Annotated in this window: 25 protein-coding genes; 22 read left to right on the forward strand and 3 right to left on the reverse strand. The window is 62.3% G+C overall.

The window, feature by feature from the left end:
* Positions 1–47 precede the first annotated feature (47 nt).
* Positions 48–1,511, forward strand: coding sequence for a protein adenylyltransferase SelO (gene selO, locus HU739_RS15325; protein ID WP_186549455.1), 1,464 nt, complete (start codon positions 48–50; stop codon positions 1,509–1,511).
* A 6-nt stretch (positions 1,512–1,517) separates the two neighbouring features.
* On the opposite strand, the gene HU739_RS15330 is transcribed toward selO, so the two are convergent.
* Both HU739_RS15330 and HU739_RS15335 read right to left on the reverse strand, forming a co-directional pair.
* Positions 1,518–1,919 carry a helix-turn-helix domain-containing protein gene (locus tag HU739_RS15330; protein ID WP_186549457.1) on the reverse strand — a complete coding sequence of 134 codons (402 nt, stop codon included), beginning with the start codon at positions 1,917–1,919 and terminating at the stop codon, positions 1,518–1,520.
* Positions 1,916–2,212, reverse strand: a complete 297-nt coding sequence (locus tag HU739_RS15335) for a type II toxin-antitoxin system HigB family toxin (RefSeq protein ID WP_186549459.1) — start codon at positions 2,210–2,212, stop codon at positions 1,916–1,918. The genes HU739_RS15330 and HU739_RS15335 overlap by 4 nt, the downstream gene beginning before the upstream one ends.
* Before the next feature lie 193 nt (positions 2,213–2,405).
* On the opposite strand from HU739_RS15335, the gene trxC reads away from it, so the two are divergent.
* A complete protein-coding gene (gene trxC, locus HU739_RS15340; protein WP_186549461.1) occupies positions 2,406–2,840 on the forward strand; it encodes a thioredoxin TrxC in 435 nt (144 codons plus the stop codon).
* A gap of 129 nt (positions 2,841–2,969) precedes the next feature.
* On the opposite strand, the gene HU739_RS15345 is transcribed toward trxC, so the two are convergent.
* Entirely contained in the window at positions 2,970–3,740 is a 771-nt protein-coding gene (locus tag HU739_RS15345) for a ParA family protein (protein WP_024011296.1), read from the reverse strand.
* 356 nt (positions 3,741–4,096) lie between these two features.
* Between HU739_RS15345 and HU739_RS15350 the strand changes: the two genes are divergently transcribed.
* From HU739_RS15350 to HU739_RS15445, 20 genes are all read left to right on the forward strand, one after another.
* Positions 4,097–4,822, forward strand: coding sequence for a beta-ketoacyl synthase chain length factor (locus tag HU739_RS15350; protein ID WP_186549463.1), 726 nt, complete (start codon positions 4,097–4,099; stop codon positions 4,820–4,822).
* A complete protein-coding gene (locus HU739_RS15355) occupies positions 4,798–5,610 on the forward strand; it encodes a lysophospholipid acyltransferase family protein (RefSeq protein WP_186549465.1) in 813 nt (270 codons plus the stop codon). The genes HU739_RS15350 and HU739_RS15355 overlap by 25 nt, the downstream gene beginning before the upstream one ends.
* On the forward strand, positions 5,588–5,860 hold the full coding sequence (locus HU739_RS15360; RefSeq protein ID WP_186549468.1) for a phosphopantetheine-binding protein: 273 nt from the start codon (positions 5,588–5,590) through the stop codon (positions 5,858–5,860). Before HU739_RS15355 ends, HU739_RS15360 begins: the two co-directional genes overlap by 23 nt.
* Positions 5,861–5,869: 9 nt before the next feature.
* Positions 5,870–6,124 (forward strand): acyl carrier protein, encoded by a 255-nt coding sequence (locus HU739_RS15365; protein WP_186549470.1) that lies wholly within the window; start codon positions 5,870–5,872, stop codon positions 6,122–6,124.
* Positions 6,121–6,666, forward strand: a complete 546-nt coding sequence (locus HU739_RS15370) for a COG4648 family protein (RefSeq protein WP_186549472.1) — start codon at positions 6,121–6,123, stop codon at positions 6,664–6,666. Before HU739_RS15365 ends, HU739_RS15370 begins: the two co-directional genes overlap by 4 nt.
* Positions 6,663–8,342 (forward strand): acyl-CoA synthetase family protein, encoded by a 1,680-nt coding sequence (locus HU739_RS15375; protein WP_186549474.1) that lies wholly within the window; start codon positions 6,663–6,665, stop codon positions 8,340–8,342. Before HU739_RS15370 ends, HU739_RS15375 begins: the two co-directional genes overlap by 4 nt.
* A gap of 128 nt (positions 8,343–8,470) precedes the next feature.
* Positions 8,471–9,205, forward strand: a complete 735-nt coding sequence (locus HU739_RS15380; protein WP_186549476.1) for a glycosyltransferase family 2 protein — start codon at positions 8,471–8,473, stop codon at positions 9,203–9,205.
* The gene (locus tag HU739_RS15385; protein WP_186549478.1) at positions 9,202–10,149 is read left to right on the forward strand and encodes an LpxL/LpxP family acyltransferase; all 948 of its coding nucleotides are present in this window, start codon (positions 9,202–9,204) and stop codon (positions 10,147–10,149) included. The genes HU739_RS15380 and HU739_RS15385 overlap by 4 nt, the downstream gene beginning before the upstream one ends.
* Positions 10,130–11,674 (forward strand): HAL/PAL/TAL family ammonia-lyase, encoded by a 1,545-nt coding sequence (locus tag HU739_RS15390; protein ID WP_186549480.1) that lies wholly within the window; start codon positions 10,130–10,132, stop codon positions 11,672–11,674. The genes HU739_RS15385 and HU739_RS15390 overlap by 20 nt, the downstream gene beginning before the upstream one ends.
* Complete coding sequence (locus HU739_RS15395; RefSeq protein WP_186549482.1) at positions 11,667–12,092, forward strand: acyl-CoA thioesterase; 426 nt, start codon at positions 11,667–11,669, stop codon at positions 12,090–12,092. The genes HU739_RS15390 and HU739_RS15395 overlap by 8 nt, the downstream gene beginning before the upstream one ends.
* A complete protein-coding gene (locus HU739_RS15400; RefSeq protein ID WP_186549484.1) occupies positions 12,089–12,691 on the forward strand; it encodes an outer membrane lipoprotein carrier protein LolA in 603 nt (200 codons plus the stop codon). The genes HU739_RS15395 and HU739_RS15400 overlap by 4 nt, the downstream gene beginning before the upstream one ends.
* Positions 12,675–15,005, forward strand: a complete 2,331-nt coding sequence (locus HU739_RS15405; protein ID WP_186549486.1) for an MMPL family transporter — start codon at positions 12,675–12,677, stop codon at positions 15,003–15,005. Before HU739_RS15400 ends, HU739_RS15405 begins: the two co-directional genes overlap by 17 nt.
* Entirely contained in the window at positions 15,002–16,165 is a 1,164-nt protein-coding gene (locus HU739_RS15410) for a cation:proton antiporter (RefSeq protein ID WP_186549489.1), read from the forward strand. The genes HU739_RS15405 and HU739_RS15410 overlap by 4 nt, the downstream gene beginning before the upstream one ends.
* Positions 16,152–17,399, forward strand: a complete 1,248-nt coding sequence (locus HU739_RS15415) for an NAD(P)/FAD-dependent oxidoreductase (RefSeq protein WP_186549490.1) — start codon at positions 16,152–16,154, stop codon at positions 17,397–17,399. Before HU739_RS15410 ends, HU739_RS15415 begins: the two co-directional genes overlap by 14 nt.
* Complete coding sequence (locus HU739_RS15420; protein ID WP_186549491.1) at positions 17,396–18,121, forward strand: class I SAM-dependent methyltransferase; 726 nt, start codon at positions 17,396–17,398, stop codon at positions 18,119–18,121. The genes HU739_RS15415 and HU739_RS15420 overlap by 4 nt, the downstream gene beginning before the upstream one ends.
* Entirely contained in the window at positions 18,121–18,714 is a 594-nt protein-coding gene (locus tag HU739_RS15425; protein WP_189684474.1) for a hypothetical protein, read from the forward strand. Before HU739_RS15420 ends, HU739_RS15425 begins: the two co-directional genes overlap by 1 nt.
* Positions 18,711–19,907, forward strand: a complete 1,197-nt coding sequence (locus HU739_RS15430) for a beta-ketoacyl-[acyl-carrier-protein] synthase family protein (protein WP_186549493.1) — start codon at positions 18,711–18,713, stop codon at positions 19,905–19,907. Before HU739_RS15425 ends, HU739_RS15430 begins: the two co-directional genes overlap by 4 nt.
* Positions 19,904–20,368: a hotdog family protein gene (locus HU739_RS15435; protein WP_186549494.1), complete on the forward strand. Its 465-nt coding sequence runs from the start codon at positions 19,904–19,906 to the stop codon at positions 20,366–20,368. The genes HU739_RS15430 and HU739_RS15435 overlap by 4 nt, the downstream gene beginning before the upstream one ends.
* Positions 20,361–21,089, forward strand: coding sequence for a 3-ketoacyl-ACP reductase FabG2 (locus tag HU739_RS15440; RefSeq protein ID WP_186549495.1), 729 nt, complete (start codon positions 20,361–20,363; stop codon positions 21,087–21,089). Before HU739_RS15435 ends, HU739_RS15440 begins: the two co-directional genes overlap by 8 nt.
* A complete protein-coding gene (locus HU739_RS15445; RefSeq protein WP_186549497.1) occupies positions 21,089–22,315 on the forward strand; it encodes a beta-ketoacyl-ACP synthase in 1,227 nt (408 codons plus the stop codon). The genes HU739_RS15440 and HU739_RS15445 overlap by 1 nt, the downstream gene beginning before the upstream one ends.
* Positions 22,316–22,339: the final 24 nt, after the last annotated feature.

Consider the following 22,339-nt stretch of genomic DNA (forward strand, 5'->3'; position numbering starts at 1 on the left):
CGTCATGGTCCCAGCAGAATGCTCGGACATTCTGCTGGAGCCGGCCCGTGAAAGCCCTCGACGAACTGACTTTCGACAACCGCTTCGCCCGCCTGGGCGACGCGTTCTCCACTCACGTGTTGCCCGAGCCGATCGACAATCCGCGTCTGGTCGTTGCCAGCCCGGCAGCCCTGGCCTTATTGGACCTCGATCCGGCCAGCGCCGAAACCGAAGAATTCGCGCAAGTGTTTGGCGGCCACAAGCTGTGGGCCGATGCCGAGCCACGGGCGATGGTTTATTCCGGCCATCAGTTCGGCGGCTATACCCCGCAGTTGGGCGACGGTCGCGGTTTGTTGCTGGGTGAGGTGTACAACAACGCCGGCGAACACTGGGACTTGCACCTCAAGGGCGCCGGGCAGACGCCGTTCTCACGCATGGGCGATGGCCGCGCGGTGCTGCGCTCGTCGATTCGTGAATTCCTTGCCTCCGAAGCGTTGCATGCGCTGAACATTCCTTCTTCCCGCGCCGCCTGCGTGATTGGCTCCGACACCCCGGTCTGGCGTGAAAAGCAGGAGCGCGCGGCGATGGTGCTGCGTCTGGCACCCAGCCATATCCGCTTCGGCCACTTTGAATACTTCTATTACACCAAGCGCTCCGAGCAGCAAAAGCAGCTCGGCGAACACGTACTGGCGATGCATTTTCCACAATGCCTCGAGCAACCGGAACCGTACCTGGCGATGTTCCGCGAGATTGTCGAGCGCAATGCCGAACTGATCGCCAAGTGGCAGGCCTACGGCTTTTGCCACGGCGTGATGAACACCGACAACATGTCGATCCTCGGCATCACCTTCGACTTCGGCCCGTTCGCCTTCCTTGATGATTTCGATGCGCACTTCATCTGTAACCACTCAGACGATCAGGGCCGCTACTCGTTCAGCAATCAGGTGCCCGTCGGTCAATGGAACCTCAGCGCCCTGGCCCAGGCGCTGACGCCGTTCATCAGTGTCGATGCCCTGCGTGAAACACTTGGCCTGTATCTGCCGCTGTTTCAGGCCCACTACCTGGATTTGATGCGCCGCCGCTTCGGCTTCACCAGCGCTGAAGACGACGATCAGCAGCTGCTGGAAAACCTGCTGCAACTGATGCAGAACAGCGGCGTCGATTACACGCTGTTCTTCCGCCGACTCGGTGAAGCGTCAGCCGAACAGGCTGTCGCCCGCCTGCGCGATGACTTCGTCGATATCAAGGGTTTCGATATCTGGGGCGAGCGTTATGTCGCGCGGGTGGCACGCGACGGCAATGCCGACCAGGAACAACGCCGCGCGCGGATGCACGCGGTCAATCCGCTGTACATCCTGCGCAATTACCTCGCACAAAAAGCCATCGACGCCGCCGAACAAGGCGATTACTCAGAGGTTCGCCGACTGCACACGGTGTTGAGCAACCCGTTCGAAGAGCAGCCAGGGATGGAAGGTTATGCCGAGCGGCCGCCGGAATGGGGCAAGCATTTGGAGATCAGCTGCTCGTCGTGAATCGATTCAGATAAACACCTCGATCGGTACATTGAAACGCTCAGCCAGCCAGCGGATCTGGCGCAGGTTGAGCTTTCGCTTACCGCTCAAAATCTCCGAAACGACGGACTGAGTACCCACGCCAGGAAGGTCGCTCTGAGTGAGGCCGTGTTCGCGCATCATATAGCCAAGCACTTCTTCGCCGCTCGCTTCAGCCATCGGATGATGGGTGCGATCCCATTCCTCGATCCAGTCACCGATGATGTCCAAAAGGCTCATCAATGGATGCGATTCATCTTCCCCGGTTATTTCGAGAATCTCATTGACCGCCCGCACCAAGACGTCGTAATCCTCTTCGCTCTTCGGCTTGCGAACCAGCGGCGCGACATATTCCCAGTGCTCAGCCACTGTCTTGATCAAAATGCTCATACCTTCGCTTCCTTCCATTTGCCCCGATCATATTCGCGATGATCCAGAACATATTTTATGTACAACCTCTGCGATCGATAACTGACAAAAGCGATCAGTCGCAGCTTGTTGCCGCCCAGGTCAAAGACATGAAACTGGCCCACCTTGTCGATCGCAGGAAATATCGATTTCATCGCCGAGAAGTCCTTGGGACAGCTTCTCTTTGCCAGTCGAAACCACTGCGCCAGTGCGCTTGCCGTTTGTGGCCATTTTTCCTTGGCCTCTCTGATGGGTTTTTCGCTGAACACATGCATGCAACATCCTTATCGCATTCTGCTATGGAAAGTTAATCGAAGGGTGCGATTATCGCAATGTGCGATAGAGGCAGACAGACCAGCGGTGCGTCCGGTAAATCTCAGCCTAGGTCTAACCTCGCACCGTGCACGATTGAAAATATGAGCAAACGTCTCAAACTACGTGTTATCAGCTCTCTTCTGGATTTCGCTCATGACAACCCCTCTCCTCATCCCCTGCCCCACCTGCAACGGCCTCAACCGCATCCCCGCCGAGCGCCTCGCTGACCACCCCAAGTGCGGGCGCTGCAAATCTGCGGTGCTGTTGAGCAAACCCTTTGAACTCACGCAAGGCGACTACGCCAGCCAGATCAAGGGCGATCTGCCGTTGCTGGTGGACGTGTGGGCGGACTGGTGCGGGCCGTGCAAGTCGTTTGCGCCGGTGTTCGAACAGGCGGCGGCGCAGTTGGCGGGCAAGTGTCGGCTGGCCAAACTGGACAGCGAGGCGAATCGCCAGTTATCGGCGCAGTTGGGGATTCGCTCGATCCCGAGCCTGATTCTGTTTAAAAACGGCAAGGAAGTGGCACGGCAAAGTGCCGCGTTTCCGTTGCCGCAACTGATGGCTTGGCTGCGTAGCCAAGGTATCTGACCACACACAAATCCAATGTAGGAGTGAGCCTGCTCGCGATGAGGCCGTCACATTCAACATTTGCGTTGGATGAAAGGACGCTATCGCGAGCAGGCTCACTCCTACAGGGGGCAGTGTGTATTCGGGGAATCAGTGGTCTTCCAGCAGATTGTGCAGTTCGACAAACTGCTGCGTCAGCTTGTGCCGTGGATCGAGGTGGATCAGCGGCATGCTCGCCTGGTGGGATTCGCGCATGCGCACCGAGCTGCTCAGGTACACCGGCAACACTGGCAGCCCTTCGGCAATCAGCTCATCCAGCATCTGCTGCGGCAGGCTGGCGCGGGCCTGAAACTGGTTGACCACAATGCCTTCAACTTCCAGACCTTCGTTGTGGTCGTCCTTCAATTCTTCGATTTCGGCGATCAGGCCGTACAGCGCCTGACGCGAGAAACTGTCGCAATCGAAGGGAATTAACACCCGATCCGCCGCGATCAGTGCCGATACCGCGTAAAAATTCAGCGCCGGCGGGGTGTCGAGGTAGATCCGGTCGTAGTCTTCGGACAGCTCATCCAGCAACTTGCGCAGCTTGTTGATCTTGTGCTTGGCCTCAAGCTTGGGCTGCAGGTCGGCCAGCTCGGCGGTGGCGGTGATGATGTGGAGATTGTCGAACGGGGTTTCGTAGATATCCGCCTGATTCTTCTTCGAGAACGGCCCCGACGACAGGGTCTGCTTGAAGAAGTCGGCGATGCCCATCGGGATGTCGTCACCGGTGAGCCCGGTCAGGTATTGAGTGGAGTTGGCCTGGGCATCGAGATCCACCAACAACGTGCGATAACCCTCGCTGGCGCTGACCGCGGCCAGGTTGCAGGCGATGCTGGATTTGCCTACGCCACCTTTCTGATTGAACACCACGCGCCGCATGACCAAACCTCCGTGTATCAAAGAATGACCGAGTGTAGATGCGGGCGACCTCGCTTCGCTACCTCCACGGACAGGGACTACGTCTTGAGGTGTAAATGTCGACACCCGGGCGTGGAAAAAACCGCGTGAGAATACAGAGACACCTGACAGACAGGCCGCGGAGATTCTGGATAATGGCCAAGTGACAGTTATCCAACGAACCGCTCAGTACATTTTGTTGGGCAAAATGTAACCAGCATTTGCTAGACACCCGTCGCACCGGGATAATGCGCGCCACCCGGCGCTACGCGCCAAGCCAAGCCTGCTGCGGCGCTGGCGATCCAACGCGTCAACGAAAGCCCGCAGGGGCGGGATGAATGTCCGTGATCAACTTCAACATCGCCCAATGGCGCGCATGGGCCCCGGGGCTCGACAGCGTGGACGCCTGGCAGGCCTGGAGCCGACAGCCGGTGGTGCTGCAGAGCAGCGATGCCGCGCCCGATGTGTCGTTTCTGCCGGCCATGCAACGTCGTCGCCTCAGCCGTCTGGCGCGGATGGCTTTCAGCGTTGGCTGGCCACTGGCCGAGGGACGCGACAACCTGCCATTGGTGTTCGTCTCGCGGCACGGCGAAACGCCGCGCACATTCGACATCCTCAGTGACCTGGCAACCGACCAGCCGCTGTCCCCGACCCAGTTCAGCCTCTCGGTGCACAACGCGATCATCGGCCTGTGGTCGATCATGCGTGGCGAAACCAGCGAGATGACCGCCCTTGCCGCCGCCGGCGACGGCCTCGAACACGGCATGCTCGAAGCCGCGGCGTTGCTCGCTGAAGGTGCCCCGGCAGTGTTGCTGATCGTGACCGAAGAACAACCGCCTGAAGCGTATTCGCAATGGATTGACGATGTGCCGTTCCCCTACGCACTCGCGCTGCTGATCACTGCCGGTACCGACTGGCGGCTGACGCTGAACAGCAGCACGAAAATCCAGTCAAAGGCGCACTGGCCGCACGCGCTCAACCTGCTGCGCACCCTGCTCGGCCAGCAAACCCATTGCCAACATGCCTGGAAAAATCGTGTATGGACCTGGCAACGCAACCCGTGACCGAGAAGAACCGCGACGCCTATTACTGGCGCCTGCTCGCCACCGCGGCGAGCTTCGCCCTGTTCGGGCTTGGCGGCCTGTGCCTGCGTCTGCTGGTGTTTCCCCTGCTTGCCTGCCTGCCGGGCGATGCCCTGGTGCATCGACGGCGCGCGCGGCAGACGGTCAGTCGGCTGTTCTGGTTTTTCGTGCGGTTCATGGCCCGCACTGGTGTGCTGACCTATGACATCCAAGGCGCCGAACGCCTCGGCCGCCCCGGACAGATGATCATCGCCAACCACCCTTCGTTGATCGACGTGGTGTTTCTGATCGGTCTGGTGCGCCAGGCCAATTGCGTGGTGAAGAAAAGCCTGTGGGAGAACCCTTTCACCCGCGGCCCCCTGCGGCGCACCGAATACATCAGCAATGACGGCAGCATGGACATGCTCGATGCCGCCGCCGAGTCGCTGCACAACGGCCAGACCCTGATCATCTTCCCGGAGGGCACCCGCACCCAGCCCGGGCAGGCACCGGCCTTTCATCGGGGCGCCGCTTCGATTGCCCTGCGCGGTGCGAAAATCGTTACCCCGGTGATCATCAAGGTCAACCCGACCACCCTGACCAAAGCCGAACCCTGGTATCGCATTCCCCGCCGCCGCGTGCACTTCAGTTTTCGCGTCGGGGCCGATATAGACCCACAGACCTTCGCCGCGCAGGGGCCGGCACCGCAGGCCTCGCGCAAGCTCAACGACTATTTGCATGACTATTTCATTAAGGAGCTCGCCGAAGATGAGCGATTTGAACAACCCTGACCTGATGCGTGACATCAAACTGCTGATCATCGACGCCCTCGGCCTCGAAGACGTTGGCCCCGACGACATCGGTGACGAGCAGACGCTGTTTGGCGAAGGCCTGGGTCTGGACTCGGTCGACGCGCTGGAACTGGGTCTGGCGATCCAGAAAAAATACGGCATCAAGATCGACGCCGATGCCAAAGACACTCGCAACCATTTCACCAACGTGGCGAGCCTTGCGGCTTTCGTCACGGCCAAAGCAGCTTGAGACCGGACCATGCAAACTCGTGACGATATCTTCAACACCCTGCGCGATGCCCTGGTCGAACTGTTCGAACTGGATCCCGGCCGGGTCAGCATGGACGCCAACCTGTATCAGGATCTGGAAATCGACAGCATCGACGCGGTCGATCTGATCGATCACATCAAACGTCAGACCGGCAAGAAAATCGCCGCCGAGGAGTTCAAGTCGGTGCGCACCGTCGGTGACGTGGTCGAGGCGGTGTTCCGTCTGGTTCAACCGGCCACATGAGCCGACTGATCGGCCTGGGCCTGCTGCTGGCCGGTCTGCTGTACCCCTTTGCGGTGTATTTCGGTATGGAGCACTTCGCGCCGTGGCAGTTCGGTCTGCTGCTGGGCAGCCTGTGGCTGGCGCGGGCACTGACCGGCGAGCGCAAACCCGGCAGCCTGTGGATGGCCGGCGCGGCAATCGTGTTCTGCCTGCTGCTGGCGCTGTTCGACAGTCCGCTGTTGTTGCGCTGGTACCCGGTGCTGATCAGCGGGTTCATGCTGGTGCTGTTCAGCCTGAGCCTGAAATACGGCCCGCCGATGGTCGAGCGCCTGGCACGGTTGCGTGAGCCTGAGCTACCGGACATTGCCATTCGCTATACGCGCAAGGTCACGGTGGCCTGGAGTGTGTTTTTCTTTTGCAACGGTTTGTGCGCTGCCCTTCTGACGCTGTGGGCGCCGCTGGACTGGTGGATGTTGTACACCGGCCTGATTTCCTACGGATTGATCGGCCTGATGTTTGCCATTGAATGGCTGATACGACAACGGGTAAGAGGCCGTACATGAACTGGATAAAACTTGAGCAGCTGTTGCTCAAGGCTGTGCCGGCGCGGGCAATCAGCCACGCACCGGCCATCGATCATGCGCAACTGTGCGAGCAGGCATTGAGCGTTGCCGCCGGCCTGCAAGCGCAAGGCGTGAAGCGCCTGGCCGTGCATCTGGAAGATGCCGCCGATCTGGCAGTCGCCCTGCTCGGCGCGTGGCGCGCGGGCGCCAGCGTGTTGCTGCCCGCCGACCTGCAGGCGCAGACACGCCAGCGCTGGTCCGGTGAAGTCGATAGCTGGCTGACCGATCAGCCTGGCGATGCGCACTTGAGCGACTTTCACCAAGCCGGGTTGGCGGGCGCCGAACTGGACCTCGATCAGTGCCGCCTGAGCCTGTGCACCTCCGGCTCCAGCGGCGAACCCAAGCGCATCGACAAAAACCTGCGCCAGCTGGCCAATGAAGTCCAGGCGCTGGAGCAGCTATGGGGCGCAGACCTCGGCCAGGCCTGCATCATCGGCAGTGTCGCCACGCAGCACATCTACGGCTTGCTGTTTCGAGTGCTGTGGCCGTTGTGCGCCGGGCGCTCGTTGGTGCGCCGGCAACTGGCGTTTCCCGAGGATTTGCAGCGTGCCAGCCGCGAATATCCGGCCTTTGCCTGGGTCGCCAGTCCGGCGCTGCTCAAGCGCATGGGCGACAACCTCGACTGGCCGGCCTTGAGCGCCGTGCGCCGGGTGTTTTCCTCCGGCGGAGCGCTGCCGCCAGAGGCCGCGCAGAGCCTGCATCAGCGCCTGCAGCAATGGCCGACGGAAATCCTCGGCAGCTCGGAAACCGGCGGTATTGCCTGGCGTCAGGGCGAGCCTTTATGGCAGCCGTTTGCCGGCGTCGAACTGAGCCAGGACAGCGACGGCGCGCTGCTGGTCGCCTCAGCTTATTTGCCTGCCGGGCATGTCGAGCATACGGCCGACGCCGCCCGCGTCCAGGCCGACGGGCGTTTCGAACTGCTGGGCCGGCTGGACCGCATCGTCAAACTGGAAGAAAAACGCATCTCGCTGCCCATGCTCGAACAAGCCCTGGTTGCGCATGATTGGGTGGCGGAAGCGCGGCTGGGCGTGGTGCAGGAAAACCGCGCCTCGCTCGGCGCTCTGCTGGTGCTCAGCGAATCGGGGCTGTTTGCATTGCGCGAACAGGGCCGCCGTGGCCTGACCGAAACCCTGCGCAAGCACCTGAGCCAGCATTGCGAAGCCCTCGCCCTGCCCCGGCGCTGGCGCCTGCTGCGCCAGCTGCCCCTGAACAGCCAGGGCAAACTGCCCCAGGCCACCGTCGAAGCGTTGCTGCTCGCCGCCCGGCCGAAAGCCCCCGAAGTGCTTGAGCAAAGCGAAACCGAGGGCGAGTGGAGCCTGCAACTGAGCGTGCCGCCGGACCTGGCCTATTTCAGCGGCCACTTCCCCAAGGCGCCGGTATTACCCGGCGTCGTGCAAGTGGAATGGGCGCTGAACCTGGGCCGGCAATTGCTGAAGCTCGATGGCGCATTTGCCGGCATGGAAGTGTTGAAATTCCAGCAACTGGTGCGCCCCGGCGATGAAATCCAGTTGCACCTGCGCTTCGATCCGGCGCGCGGCAAACTGTATTTCGCTTATCGCAACGACACGGCGACCTGCTCGAGCGGGCGCATCCTCTTGGGGAAAAGTCATGCATAACCTGTGGCGAGGGAGCTTGCTCCCGCTGGGTTGCGAAGCAGCCCCACCCGTTTTTGGCAGCCCATCGAAGGCGAGCGCTTCGCACTCGAGCGGGAGCAAGCTCCCTCGCCACAAAGGGGATGTGTTCCATGCATAACCCTTGCGCCGTGATCCCGGTCTACAACCACGAAACCGCGATCACCACCGTGGTCGATGCCCTGCTCGCCCAAGGCCTGCCATGCATTCTGGTGGACGACGCCAGCGAGCCTTCCTGCGCCCGGGTACTCGACACCCTCGCCGGACGCGACAAGGTCTTTCTGGTGCGTCTTACGGTCAATCAGGGCAAGGGCGGCGCGGTGATGACCGGTCTGCGCGAAGCCGCGCGACTGGGCTTCAGCCATGCCTTGCAGGTCGACGCCGACGGTCAGCACGATCTGCAGGATGTCGCCCGCTTCGTCGAAGCATCCCGCGCGTACCCGCAAGCGATGATCTGCGGCTACCCACAGTTCGACGAAAGCGTCCCCAAGGGTCGCCTGTACGCGCGCTATCTGACCCATGTGATGGTGTGGATCAACACCCTGTCGTTGCAGATCCGCGATTCGATGTGTGGTTTTCGTGTCTACCCGCTGGCGCCGACGCTGGCGGTGATCGACTCGGCGAAAGTCGGCAAGCGCATGGACTTCGACTCGGACATTCTCGTGCGCCTGTCCTGGCGCAATCAGCCAATGCGCTGGTTGCACACCCGCGTGCATTACCCGCTGGACGGCGTGTCGCACTTTCGTCTGTGGCACGACAACGCGCTGATTTCCAGCATGCACACGCGACTGTTCTTCGGCATGTTGCTGCGTTTACCGGTGATCCTCTGGCGGCGGTTAAAACCATGAGCGAAGGCGCCGATAACAAACACTGGGCCGACCGCGAGGAACGCGGCAGTTTCCTGCTGATGAAATTCACCGCGTTCGCCGCCAAAGTCCTCGGCCGCCGCCTGCTCAGCCCGTTGCTGTACGGCATCGTCCTGTATTTTTTCCTGTTCGGGCGCATCGCCCGGCGCAGTGCCTGGCAGTACCAGCAACGGCTGGCGGACTGGAGTCATCGCGACAATTTGCGTCCGAGCCATTGGCGGGTGTTCGGCCAGTTCATGGCGTTCGCCGATTCGCTGCTGGACAAGCTCGACGTGTGGAACGGCAAGCTGCGCATCGAACAGATTGAGATCATCGACCCGGCGCTGCTGCGTAAGCAGTTGCGCGGCAGTCGCGGGCAACTGCTGGTCGGCGCGCATCTGGGCAATCTCGAAGTGTGCCGGGCGCTGGCGGAGATCGGCGAAAAAGTCACCATGAACGTGCTGGTGCACACCAAGCATGCCGAGCAGTTCAACCGTTTGCTGGGCGAAGCCGGGGCGACCAATCTGCGCCTGATTCAGGTCAGCGAACTCGACCCGGTGATCATGCTGCAACTGCACGAACGGCTGGAGCGTGGCGAATGGCTGGCGATTGCCGGCGACCGCGTGCCGTTGCACGGCGGGCGCAGCGTGACCGTCGATTTTCTCGGCCACCCGGCGCCGTTTCCGCAAGGTCCGTGGTTGCTGGCCGGTCTGCTCAAGTGCCCGGTCAATCTGCTGATGTGCCTGAAACAACCCGACGGCCATTATCGCCTGACCCTCGAACCGTTCGCCGATGCGGTGGCGTGGACTCGCCGCGAGCGCGAGCAGGTCATTCATCAGTGGGCCACCCGCTACGCGCAGCGCCTGAGTCACTATTGCCTCGAAGCCCCGCAGCAATGGTTCAACTTTTACCCTTTCTGGAAGACCGATGACGACGCCAACCCATGAGCCGGTAACCTTCGGCGAACGCCCATTGCGCATCGAAGACGTGCTGGCCCTGGCCAACCGTCAGGCCCCCGTGCGGTTGCAGGATGACGCCGATTACCGCGAGCGCATCGCCAAGGGCGCGCGTTTTCTCGATTCACTGCTGGACAAGGAAGGCGTGATCTACGGCGTCACCACCGGTTATGGCGATTCCTGCGTGGTCGCGGTACCGCTGCATCACGTCGAAGCGCTGCCGCGTCACCTTTACACCTTCCACGGTTGTGGCCTGGGCAAACTGCTCGACGCGCAAGCCACCCGCGCGGTGCTGGCGGCGCGTTTGCAGTCACTGTGCCACGGCGTATCGGGGGTCCGGATCGAGTTGCTCGAGCGTCTGCACGCGTTCCTTGACTACGACATCCTGCCGTTGATTCCCGAAGAAGGCTCGGTTGGCGCCAGCGGCGACCTGACGCCGCTGTCCTACGTTGCCGCGACCCTGTCCGGCGAACGCGAAGTGATGTTCCGTGGCGAACGCCGTCAGGCCGCCGACGTGCATCGCGAACTGGGCTGGACACCGTTGGTACTACGGCCGAAAGAGGCGCTGGCGCTGATGAACGGCACAGCGGTGATGACCGGCCTCGCCTGCCTCGCCTTCGCCCGCGCCGATTACCTGCTGCACCTGGCCACGCGCATCACCGCGCTCAACGTGGTGGCGCTGCAAGGCAATCCGGAGCACTTCGACGAGCGCCTGTTCGCCGCCAAGCCGCATCCGGGGCAAATGCAAGTGGCCGCGTGGCTGCGCAAGGATCTGGCAATCGATGCGCCAACCGCGCCGCTGCATCGTCTGCAGGACCGCTACTCGTTGCGTTGCGCGCCGCATGTACTCGGCGTGCTGGCCGACAGCCTGAACTGGCTGCGCGCGTTCATCGAGACCGAGCTGAATAGCGCCAACGACAACCCGATCATCGACGCCGAAGCCGAGCGCGTGCTGCACGGCGGGCACTTCTACGGCGGCCACATCGCCTTCGCCATGGACAGCCTGAAAAACCTCGTGGCCAATGTCGCCGACCTGCTTGATCGGCAACTGGCGCTGCTGGTTGATGAGCGCTACAACCATGGCTTGCCGAGCAATCTGTCCGGCGCCCCAGCGGACCGGGCGATGATCAATCACGGTTTCAAAGCGGTGCAGATCGGCACCAGCGCCTGGACCGCCGAAGCGCTGAAGAACACCATGCCGGCCAGCGTCTTCTCGCGTTCCACCGAGTGCCACAACCAAGACAAGGTGAGCATGGGCACTATCGCCGCCCGTGATGCGATTCGCGTGCTGGAACTGACCGAACAGGTCGCCGCCGCGACCTTGCTCGCCGCCAATCAGGGCGTGTGGCTGCGCGCTCAAGCCGCCGATGCACGCCCGCTGCCGCCAGCGCTGGCCGCGATGCACGAAGAACTCGGCAAAGACTTCCCGCCGGTCATCGAAGACCGTGCGCTGGAAGGCGAGCTGCGCCTGTGCCTGCAACGCATCGCCGCACAACACTGGAGGCTGCATGCGTAGCGCCGGGGTATTGCACGCTGACACGGAAATTCTCGTGCCGTTTTTTGACGTCGACACCATGCACGTGGTCTGGCACGGGCATTACGTCAAATACCTGGAAGTGGCGCGATGCGCGCTGCTCGACAAGATCGGCCACAACTACACGCACATGGTCGAGTCCGGTTACGCCTGGCCGATTATCGACTTGCAATTGCGCTATGTGCGCGGCGCGGTGTTCGGTCAACAGCTAAACGTACGCGCGAGCCTGGTCGAGTGGGAAAACCGCCTGAAGATCAACTACCTGATCACCGACCTGGGCACCGGCGAACGCCTGACCCGCGCCAGCTCGGTGCAGGTCGCCGTCGACGTCAGCAATCGCGAGATGCAACTGGCTTCACCGAAAGTCTTCACCGATGCCGTGGAAAGGATGCTGCGATGAATGTTTTGCTTAAAGGTCTGAGCGTTTTGGCGCTGTTGGCGATGTCGTCATGGGCCAACGCCTTCGACCTGCAACAGCTCAGCGAACAACTGGCGAAACCGGACGTGATTCACGGCCAGTTCATTCAGGAAAAACACCTGCGCGCCCTGCCGCAACCGCTGATCAGCAAAGGCCGTTTTGTCCTGGCGAAAAATCACGGTCTGTTGTGGCTGTTGAAAACCCCACTGCAACAGGATTACCGCATTACCGGCAAAGGCATCGCCCGACGTGACAACAACGGCTGGCAACTGCTGCCGAACAAGAGCGCCGGGGCCGAGCAGAACCGTCTGTTCCTCGCTGTATTGCAAGGTGACAGCAGTGGCCTGCAACGGGATTTCGAGCTGACCCTGAGCGGCACGGCACAGCAATGGAAACTGACGCTAACGCCGCGCTCACTGCTGCTCAAGCAAGTGTTCAACCAGATCAACATCGACGGCGGCACGCTGGTGCAAACCATCGAATTGCTGGAAACCCAAGGCGACAGCACCGTGCTGCGCCTGCAGGACAGCACGGCCGAGCAACCGTTGAGCGACGCGGAGCAACATGACTTTGCCGAGTGAACGCAAACTGCCCTGGCTGTTTCTGATCCTGCTGCTGGCGGTCATCGCGCTGGCCGGTTGGCAGTGGCGCAACGGTGCGCCGCTGTCGGCGAACTTGATGGAGCTGGTGCCCGGCACCCATCCCGATGCCCTCGAGCTGCGCGCCGAACAGCGCATGCAGGAGCCGCTCAACCGCGAAATGCTGGTGCTGGTCGGCCACCTCGATCGCCAGCAAGCGCTGACCATGGCGCAAACGCTGGGCGAGCAATGGCAGGCCAGCGGTCTGTTCGAGTCCGTGCAGTGGAACCTGCAAGCGGACCTGCCAGCCTTGCGCACGCAACTGCTGCAAGGGCGTTTGGCGATGCTCTCGGCGGATGATCGGCAACTGCTCAGCGAACACCCCGAAGTTTTCATTCAGCAACGCGTGCAGGCGCTGTTTGACCCGTTCAGCGGCTTCACTCTGGTGCCAAGCCAGGACGATTGGCTGGGCCTGACCGGACGTATCCAGAACAGCCAGCCGCAACGCGGCGCGGTGCAACTGGACATCGGCAGCGGTGCATTGATCGCCGAAGCCGACGGCAAGCACTGGGTGCTGTTGCGCGCACGCACCACGGGCAACGCATTCGACATGAACCTGCCGCTGCAAGTGGCAGACTTGCTCCAGCACAGTCGCGAACAGGCAGCGCAGGCCAACGTGCAGTTGCTCGCCGCCAGTGGCCTGCTGTACGCCGCCAACGGTCAGCAACAAGCCACCCGTGAAATGACCTGGGTGGGCGGCGGCGCGACGGTTGGCATTCTGCTGTTGCTGCTGTTGGCGTTTCGTCGCTGGCGCGTGTTGCTGGCATTCGTGCCGGTAGTGGTGGGCATGCTGTTTGGCGCGGTGGCGTGCGTGGCGCTGTTCGGCCATATGCACGTGATGACGCTGGTGCTCGGCTCGAGTCTGATCGGCGTGGCCGTGGATTACCCGCTGCACTACCTGTCCAAGAGCTGGAGCATCAAGCCCTGGCGCAGCTGGCCAGCCCTGCGCCTGACCTTGCCGGGACTGACGCTGAGCCTGATCACCAGCGTCATCGGTTATCTGGCGTTGGCCTGGACACCGTTCCCGGCACTGACGCAGATAGCGGTGTTCTCCGCCGCCGGTTTGCTCGGCGCCTATCTGTCGGCGGTCTGCCTGCTGCCGGCGTTGCTGAAAAATGTCGAACTGCGTCCGGCGCAATGGCCGCTGCGCCTGGCCGAACGCCTGATTTATCTGCGTGAGGCGCTGCTCGGTTGCATTCGCACGCCCGTGCTGCTGGCCCTGCTGATCGCCTTCTGCGTCGGCGGCCTGATGCAATTGCAGAGCAAAAACGACATCCGCCAATGGGTCGGCGCGCCGCAGCATCTGACCGACGAAGCGCAGACAATCGCGCGCATCACCGGATATCAGCCGACCAGCCAGTTCTTCCTCGTCCGCGCCGCCGATCAGCAGCAATTGCTCGAGCGCCAGACAGCGCTGAGCGAGCGGCTGCAGCAACTGGTCAACCTCGACAAGCTGCAAGGTTTTCTGGCCCTCGATCAACTGGTCAGCGCGCCAAGCCAGCAGCAGCAAGTGCGCGAATCACTGAACAAGCTGCCATCGTTCTGGCAACCGCTGCTCGACCTCGGCGTGCCAGCGTCGGCTTTGCAAAACGAATTGCAGCAATTGCAAACGCTGCCAGCCGAAGACATCGACGCAGCGCTGGCCGGCCCGCTCGGCGAGCCTTATCGCACGCTATGGCTTGGCCCGACTGAAGACGGCGTCGCGGCGATCACCAGTTTGCAGGGCTTGAACAATCCATCTTTGTTGCGGGTGCAGGCGCTGGATTTGCCGGGGGTGGTGCTCGTCGATCGCTTGGGTGATCTGAACAAGGTCTTCGCCGCTACGCAGATCAGCGCCGCCGAACTGAAACTCGCCTCCTGCGTGTTGATCGTGCTGGTGCTGATTCTGCCGTTCGGCCTGACCGGCGCGCTGCGCATCGTCGCCCTGCCGCTGCTGGCGGCGCTGTGCAGTCTGGCCAGCCTTGGCTGGCTCGGTCAGCCGCTGACCCTGTTCAGCCTGTTCGGCCTGCTGCTGGTGACGGCGATCAGCGTCGATTACGCGATCCTGATGCGCGAGCAGGTCGGTGGCGCGGCGGTAAGTCTGCTCGGTACATTGCTCGCGGCAGTGACGACTTGGCTTTCGTTCGGCCTGCTGGCGGTGTCCAGCACACCGGCAGTGAGCAACTTCGGTCTGTCGGTGAGCCTCGGTCTGGCCTTCAGCTTCATGCTCGCGCCGTGGGCCGGGCGCCATGCACCTGCCGCGCAGGCAAAGTCATGATGGTCTTCGGCTTCTGGTTACTGGCCCTGGCGCTGTTTGCGCTGGCGACCCGCGTCGGCCGGCATTTCGGCCTGATTCCGATTGTCAGTCAGTTGCTGCTGGCGAGCTTCGGCTTGCCGTTGCTGATGTACTTCTGGATCGAGCCGGGCTGGCAGCTCAGCGGCGCGCAACTGATCGCGCCGCACTGGCTGAAAAACCTCTACAGCCTGAGCTTCGCCTTGCTGCTCGGGCACATTCTCAGCGACGTCATCGACCTGCGCCTCGACCGTCAGAGCGTAAAAATCGCTGTACCAAGTTTCGCCGTGCCGTTCGCTTGCGGGTTGGCCGTGGCGTCCTGGCTGCTGCCGACGCAGCCGTGGCTCAACTCGCTGGCAATCGGACTGGTGTTCGCGATTACCGCGATTCCGGTGTTGTACCTGTATTTGCGCCACATCGATTACCCGCCCGCCGCTACTCGGCGCCTGGTGCAGACCGCGATTCTCATCGACCTGACCTGCTGGACCCTGTTCGGCCTGGCCCAGGGCAGTCTGCACCTGAGCAGTCTGTTGCTGCCCCTGGGCATGGCGGGCGTGCCGCTGCTGTTGCGCCTGCTTCAGGTGCGCCGCCCGCTGACCTACAGCCTCGGGTTCTTCGCGCTGCTGGTGATGGCCGAGCATTACAAACTCAATGCACTGATTTTCGGCATCGGCTATCTGCTGTGCATGGCGGTACTCAAGGTGCCGCTGGTGCTGCCGCTGCCCGCCCGCTGGATGAGCCGTTTGCAGACCTGGATCGCCATTCCGTTGATCCTCACCTTCGGCATCGTCCAGATCGACGTGCACAGTGCTCTCGCCAGTCTCGACGCCGGGCAATGGGCGGCGCTGCTGCTGTTGCCGATTGCCAGTAAACTGCTGGGCAACTGGCTCGGCCTCGGCTGGGCTGGCGCCTCGTTCGCCGGCGCCAGCCGTTGGCGTGAAAGCGTCTTGCTGAACATTCGCGGCCTGAGCGAAATCGTCTTTCTCAATCTGCTGCTGCAGCAACAGCTCATCACCCCGGCGCTGTACTTCGCGCTGATGCTGATGGGCCTGATCGCAACGCTGCTGCCGGCGCTGATCGGTCTGCATCGCGCGCCCCTGAACCCGCCTCATCCTCTGCCCCGGAGCTCACGTGCCAATCGTTGAAATGGAATCCCGTCAGGTCGTGATCATCGGCGCCGGCCCTTCCGGCGCTATCGCCGCCGCCTTGCTCAAGCGCAAGGGCCACGATGTGCTGGTGATCGAGCGCCAGCATTTTCCACGCTTTTCCATCGGCGAGAGCCTGCTTAGCCACTGCCTGGATTTTGTCGAAGAAGCCGGCATGCTCGAGGCCGTCAATGCCGCCGGATTCCAGCGCAAGACCGGCGCAGCGTTCGCTTGGGGCGAGCGCTACAGCGCGTTTGATTTCAGTGAAACCTTCACCGATGGCAAACCGACCACCTTCCAGGTGCAACGCGCCGATTTCGACAAACTGCTGGCCGATCAGGCAGCGCTGCAAGGCGCGGAAATTCGCTATGGCGATGCAATTGTCAGCGTCGATTTCGACCGGGCGCAACCGCAGCTCGATGTGCGCCGCGAAGACGGCAGCGCCTACCGCGTCGAAGCCGAATTCGTCCTCGATGCCAGCGGTTACGGCCGCGTGTTGTCGCGCCTGCTTGATCTTGAAGCGCCGTCGAATTTCCCGGTGCGCCAGGCCGTATTCACCCATGTCGAGGATCACATCGACCACCCGGCGTTCGACCGCGAAAAAATCCTTGTGACCACCCACCCGCTGCACCGCGATATCTGGTTCTGGACCATCCCGTTCAGCAACGGGCGTTGCTCGGTGGGTGTAGTGGCGGCCGCCGAGCACTTCAATGGCCGCGACAGCGATCTGGACGCCTGCCTGCGCAGTTTCATCGCCGAGACCCCGAGCCTCGCCAAGGTGCTGAACAACGCGGTCTGGGACACACCGGCGCGCACCCTCGGCGGCTACGCGGCCAACGTCAAGACGCTGCACGGTCCGGGCTTTGCGCTGCTGGGCAACGCGGCAGAATTCCTCGACCCGGTGTTTTCCTCCGGGGTGACCATCGCCATGCGTTCGGCGAGCATGGCGGCGGCGGTGCTGCACCGACAGTTGCAAGGTGAAACCGTCGACTGGCAACGCGAGTTTGCCGAGCCGCTGAAACGCGGCGTCGACACCTTCCGCTGTTACGTCGAAGGCTGGTACGCCGGTACGTTCCAGGACGTAATCTTTTTCGAGGACGGTCAGGAACCGATTCGTCGGATGATCTGCTCGATTCTCGCTGGCTACGCCTGGGACGAACGCAACCCGTTTGTCAGCGAAGCCCGTCGCCGTTTGAAAATGGTTTCCGAACTCTGTGCAAAGGACGCCCCATGAGCTACTTGAGCGACAGCTACGTCGAGGAAACCCGCTTCGGTTTCTGGTTCCTGCGCAGCCACACCTGGCAGCACCATGTGTTGCGCGTGGCGATCAACGATTTGCGCGGGCTGTTCAGCGCAGCGTTGCCGGAACACCCAGTGCTGCTGGATGCCGGCTGCGGCCAGGGCAAGTCGTTCGGCCACTTGCGCCAGACCTTCGCCCCGCAGCGGCTGATCGGTATCGACGCCGACCCGCACAGCCTGGCGCTGAGCGCTGAGGAAGCCGCGCGTCTGGGCCTGGACGTCGAGCTGATCGGCAGCGACTGCGCGACGCTCAAGGTCGCGGACGCGAGTGTCGACCTGTTGTTCTGTCACCAGACCTTTCACCATCTGGTCGAGCAGGAAAAGGCGCTGGCCGAGTTTTATCGAGTGCTCAAGCCCGGCGGTTATCTGCTGTTCGCCGAATCCACCGAGGCTTACATTGATACCTGGGTGATTCGCTGGTTGTTCCGCCATCCGATGCACGTGCAGAAGAGCGCCGCTGAGTATCTAGAGATGATTCGCGAGCAGGGTTTTGAATTTGATGAGCGCAATGTCTCGTACCCGTATTTGTGGTGGAGTCGGTCGACGGATTTTGGCTTGCTGGAGCGGTTCGGGTTGTGCAAGCCGAAACCGTTTGGCCAGCGCGAGGAAACCCTGGTGAATGTCGTGGCGCGCAAGCCGCTTGCGGGTGCTATCTGATGCAACGCATAACCTGTAGGAGTGAGCCTGCTCGCGATAGCGGTGGGTCAGCCAATGACTATTTTGAATGCATGACCGCTATCGCGAGCAGGCTCACTCCTACAAGGGTTGTGGCATGGCTGATGATGGTGTTCTGCGCTCTTTTGCTCAGCGCCTGCGCCGGCCAGCCACCGCTGCCAGCGGCCGAACCAACACTGCCCCTGCCGCTGCAACTGCACATCGAACGCGAGCAAGCCGGGCAGCGCCAGGACTGGCTGCTGGTGATCCAGCGTGAAGGTGCCGGTATTCGCTGGTCGATGATGGACCCGCTGGGCATTCCCCAAGCGCGTCAGCAGCTGATCGATGGACACTGGCAGGCCGATGGCTTGCTGCCGCCCAATGAGGAAGCGCGCGAGCTGTTTGCTGCGTTGCTGTTCGCCCTGACGCCGCCCGCCGAGCTGCTGCGCAACTATCCCGACGCGCAACAACAGGCCGGACGTCGCGCCTTGCCGGCGCGCTGGGACGTCCGTTATGCACAATCGTTGAGTTTTCAATTGATCCTGCCCGAAGGCCCGCATTATCGCGTTTCCCAGTTAGGTGAATCGACGCCATGACCGCTTACCTGAATGCCCTCGGCGTGATCTGCGCGCTGGGCCGCGACAAGTCTGAAGTCGCACGCAACCTGTTCGCCGGCGACTGCTCGGGGATGCGCCGCGAGTCCGGCTGGGTGGCCGAACGGACGTTGCCGGTGGCCGCCGTGCGCGGTGATCTGGCGCCGATCCCTGCGCAACTGGCCGATCAAAGCAGCCGCAACAATCAACTGCTGCTGGAGGCCGCGCTGCAGATCCGTGACGACATCGACCGCGCGATCCAGACCTACGGACCTGAGCGCATCGGTGTGGTGCTGGGCACCAGCACTTCCGGCATCGACGAAGCCAGCCGCGGTCTGGCGCATTACATTCGTGAGCAGCAATTCCCCGCGCAATACGATTACCGCCAGCAGGAACTCGGCGCTCCGGCGAATTTCCTCGCCGACTGGCTGCAACTGAGCGGCCCGGCCTACGTAATTTCCACCGCCTGCACGTCCAGCGCCCGGGCGCTGATGAGCGCGCAGCGCCTGCTTGATCTGGGCCTGTGCGACGCGGTGCTGTGCGGCGGTGTCGACAGTCTGTGCAAGCTGACCCTCAATGGTTTCTCTGCGCTGGAAGCGGTCTGCGACGAGCGTTGCAATCCGTTTTCGGCCAATCGCAACGGCATCAACATCGGCGAGGCCGCCGTGTTGTTCGTGATGAGCCGACAGTCGGGCGACGGCCCGGTCATCGCCCTGCTCGGTGCCGGCGCCAGTTCCGATGCGCACCATATTTCCGCACCGGAGCCGAGTGGGCGTGGCGCGCTGCAAGCGATGCAGAAAGCCCTGAGCCGCGCGCAGTTGCAGCCAGCGCAAATCCATTATCTGAACCTGCACGGCACCGCCACCCAACACAACGACGCCATGGAAAGCCTGGCGGTTGCCACGCTGTTCCCCGAAGGCGTGGCCTGTTCGTCGACCAAACCGATGACCGGCCATACCCTCGGCGCGGCCGGTGCGCTGGAAGCGGCGTTCTGCTGGCTGAGCCTGAGCGCCGCCAACCCCACTGACGCGTTGCCTCCACACGTCTGGGACGGACACGCCGACAGCCAGCTGCCGGCGCTCAAGTGGGTGACCGCCCGCGACCGCCTGACGTCCATTGCACCGCGCTACCTGATGAGCAACTCGTTTGCCTTCGGCGGCAACAACGTCAGCCTGATTATCGGAGACGCCCCATGATTGCCTGGCCGCTCGCCGAATTGCTGCCCCATGCGGGCGACATGATTCTCATCGACAAGGTCCTCAGTTTCGATGACGAGCAAATCTGCACAACCCTCACCGTCAAAGCCGAGGGTCTGTTCAATCTGCCCGACGGCAGCCTGCCGGCGTGGGTCGGGGTCGAGCTGATGGCGCAAAGCGTCGCCGCCTTCGCCGGTTGCCACGCACGACAAAAGGGCAATTCGGTAGAACTGGGTTTCCTGCTCGGCACGCGAAAATTCGAGTGCAATGTCGAGGCGTTTCCGCCAGGCAGCGAGTTGACCATTCATGGCTTGCGCTCGCTGGAGGACGACAACGGCATGGGCGTTTTCGAATGCCATATCAACGGCGACGGCATTCATGCCAGCGCCCGGCTGAACGTGTTCCGTCCGCCCGAAGCCAACCAATATCTGCAACAAACCAAGGAGTCGAACGATGACTGAATCCGTACTGGTCACCGGCTCCAGCCGTGGCATCGGCCGCGCCATTGCCTTGCGTCTGGCGCAAGCCGGGCACGACATCGTCCTGCATTGCCGCAGCGGCATGAGCGAAGCCCAGGCCGTGCAGGCTGAAATCGAAGCGCTGGGCCGCCGTGTGCGCATCCTGCAATTCGACGTGGCCGAACGCGAGACCTGCAAAAATATCCTTGAAGCCGACGTCGAAGCCCATGGTGCTTATTACGGCGTGGTGCTCAACGCCGGGCTGACCCGCGATGGCGCATTTCCCGCGTTGAGCGATGACGATTGGGACGTTGTCCTGCGCACCAACCTTGACGGTTTCTACAACGTTTTGCATCCGCTGATCATGCCGATGATCCGCCGTCGCGCCGCCGGGCGCATCGTCTGCATCACCTCCGTGTCCGGGCTGATCGGCAATCGCGGCCAGGTCAATTACAGCGCGTCGAAGGCCGGCGTGATCGGCGCGGCGAAAGCGTTGGCGATCGAGCTGGGCAAGCGCAAAATCACGGTTAACTGCGTCGCGCCGGGGCTGATCGACACGGCCATGCTCGACGAAAACGTGCCGGTGGAAGAACTGATGAAAATGATCCCCGCGCAACGCATGGGCAGCCCTGAAGAAGTGGCCGCCGCGGTGAATTTCCTGATGTCGGCGGAAGCCTCGTACATCACCCGCCAGGTCCTGGCGGTCAACGGAGGCCTGTGCTGATGAAGCGCGTCGTCGTCACCGGCATGGCCGGCATCACCTCGCTGGGCAGCGACTGGGCAACCATCGCCGGCAACTTTGCGGCCAATCGCAGTGGCATTCGCCGGATGGACGAGTGGGACCGCTTCAGCGAACTCAACACGCGCCTGGCCGGGCCGATCGATGACTTCGTGGTACCGGCGCACTGGACGCGCAAGCAACTGCGCAGCATGGGCCGGGTTTCGCGTCTGGCAGTCGGGGCAGCGGAACAAGCCCTGGCCGACGCCGGGCTACTGGGCGACGAGTCGATCAAGGACGGGCGCATGGGCGTGGCGTGCGGTTCATCCACCGGCAGCACCGACGAGATCAAGGCGTTCGGCAACATGCTGCTCAACTCGGTGGCCGAGGGGCTCAACGCCAACTCCTACGTGCGCATGATGCCGCACACCACCGCCGCCAATATCAGCATTTTCTTCGGCCTCACCGGGCGCCTTATCCCGACGTCCAGTGCCTGCACCAGCGGCAGCCAGGGCATCGGCTACGCCTACGAGGCGATCAAGTTCGGGCGCTTGCCGTTGATGCTCGCCGGCGGCGCCGAAGAGCTGTGCCCGACCGAAGCCATGGTCTTCGACGCGCTCTACGCCACCAGTTTGAAAAATGATGCACCGCAGACCAGCCCACGCCCGTACGACAAGGGCCGCGACGGCCTGGTCATTGGCGAAGGTGGCGGCATGCTGGTTCTTGAGGAGCTTGAACACGCCCTCGCCCGTGGCGCGCATATCCACGCCGAGATCGTCGGTTTCGGCAGCAATGCCGATGGCCAGCACACCACCCGCCCGGAACAGCTGACCATGCGTCGCGCCATGGAGCTGGCGCTGGAAGACGCCGGGCTGACGCCGGACGCCATCGGTTATGTCAATGGCCACGGCACGGCTACAGAACAGGGCGACATTGCCGAAACACTGGCGACCAGCAGTTTGTTCGGTGAACGCATGCCGATCAGTTCGCAGAAAAGTTTCCTCGGCCACACGCTGGGAGCCTGCGGCGCACTGGAGTCGTGGTTCAGCATCGAAATGCTCAATCGCGACGAATACGTGCACACGTTCAACCTCGACGAGGTCGACCCGCACTGCGGCAAGCTCGACTACCTGCGCGGCGAATTCCGCCAGATGCATCACGACTACGTGATGAACAACAATTTCGCTTTTGGTGGCGTCAACACCTCGTTGATTTTCCGCCGCTGGCACTGACCGCAAGACATTTGGAGTGAAGGG

Origin of the sequence: Pseudomonas hamedanensis (genome assembly GCF_014268595.2) — a bacterium.
In the GTDB taxonomy this organism is placed as follows: Bacteria; Pseudomonadota; Gammaproteobacteria; order Pseudomonadales; family Pseudomonadaceae; genus Aquipseudomonas; species Aquipseudomonas hamedanensis.

Bases quoted from the DNA above. Each gene is read 5' to 3' on its own strand.
- HU739_RS15330 (WP_186549457.1), bottom strand. From the start codon at position 1,919: ATGAGCATTTTGATCAAGACAGTGGCTGAGCACTGGGAATATGTCGCG.
- HU739_RS15335 (WP_186549459.1), bottom strand. From the start codon at position 2,212: ATGCATGTGTTCAGCGAAAAACCCATCAGAGAGGCCAAGGAAAAATGG.
- trxC (WP_186549461.1), top strand. From the start codon at position 2,406: ATGACAACCCCTCTCCTCATCCCCTGCCCCACCTGCAACGGCCTCAAC.
- HU739_RS15345 (WP_024011296.1), bottom strand. From the start codon at position 3,740: ATGCGGCGCGTGGTGTTCAATCAGAAAGGTGGCGTAGGCAAATCCAGC.
- HU739_RS15350 (WP_186549463.1), top strand. From the start codon at position 4,097: ATGTCCGTGATCAACTTCAACATCGCCCAATGGCGCGCATGGGCCCCG.
- HU739_RS15355 (WP_186549465.1), top strand. From the start codon at position 4,798: ATGGACCTGGCAACGCAACCCGTGACCGAGAAGAACCGCGACGCCTAT.
- HU739_RS15360 (WP_186549468.1), top strand. From the start codon at position 5,588: ATGAGCGATTTGAACAACCCTGACCTGATGCGTGACATCAAACTGCTG.
- HU739_RS15365 (WP_186549470.1), top strand. From the start codon at position 5,870: ATGCAAACTCGTGACGATATCTTCAACACCCTGCGCGATGCCCTGGTC.
- HU739_RS15370 (WP_186549472.1), top strand. From the start codon at position 6,121: ATGAGCCGACTGATCGGCCTGGGCCTGCTGCTGGCCGGTCTGCTGTAC.
- HU739_RS15375 (WP_186549474.1), top strand. From the start codon at position 6,663: ATGAACTGGATAAAACTTGAGCAGCTGTTGCTCAAGGCTGTGCCGGCG.
- HU739_RS15380 (WP_186549476.1), top strand. From the start codon at position 8,471: ATGCATAACCCTTGCGCCGTGATCCCGGTCTACAACCACGAAACCGCG.
- HU739_RS15385 (WP_186549478.1), top strand. From the start codon at position 9,202: ATGAGCGAAGGCGCCGATAACAAACACTGGGCCGACCGCGAGGAACGC.
- HU739_RS15390 (WP_186549480.1), top strand. From the start codon at position 10,130: ATGACGACGCCAACCCATGAGCCGGTAACCTTCGGCGAACGCCCATTG.
- HU739_RS15395 (WP_186549482.1), top strand. From the start codon at position 11,667: ATGCGTAGCGCCGGGGTATTGCACGCTGACACGGAAATTCTCGTGCCG.
- HU739_RS15400 (WP_186549484.1), top strand. From the start codon at position 12,089: ATGAATGTTTTGCTTAAAGGTCTGAGCGTTTTGGCGCTGTTGGCGATG.
- HU739_RS15405 (WP_186549486.1), top strand. From the start codon at position 12,675: ATGACTTTGCCGAGTGAACGCAAACTGCCCTGGCTGTTTCTGATCCTG.
- HU739_RS15410 (WP_186549489.1), top strand. From the start codon at position 15,002: ATGATGGTCTTCGGCTTCTGGTTACTGGCCCTGGCGCTGTTTGCGCTG.
- HU739_RS15420 (WP_186549491.1), top strand. From the start codon at position 17,396: ATGAGCTACTTGAGCGACAGCTACGTCGAGGAAACCCGCTTCGGTTTC.
- HU739_RS15425 (WP_189684474.1), top strand. From the start codon at position 18,121: ATGCAACGCATAACCTGTAGGAGTGAGCCTGCTCGCGATAGCGGTGGG.
- HU739_RS15430 (WP_186549493.1), top strand. From the start codon at position 18,711: ATGACCGCTTACCTGAATGCCCTCGGCGTGATCTGCGCGCTGGGCCGC.
- HU739_RS15435 (WP_186549494.1), top strand. From the start codon at position 19,904: ATGATTGCCTGGCCGCTCGCCGAATTGCTGCCCCATGCGGGCGACATG.
- HU739_RS15440 (WP_186549495.1), top strand. From the start codon at position 20,361: ATGACTGAATCCGTACTGGTCACCGGCTCCAGCCGTGGCATCGGCCGC.
- HU739_RS15445 (WP_186549497.1), top strand. From the start codon at position 21,089: ATGAAGCGCGTCGTCGTCACCGGCATGGCCGGCATCACCTCGCTGGGC.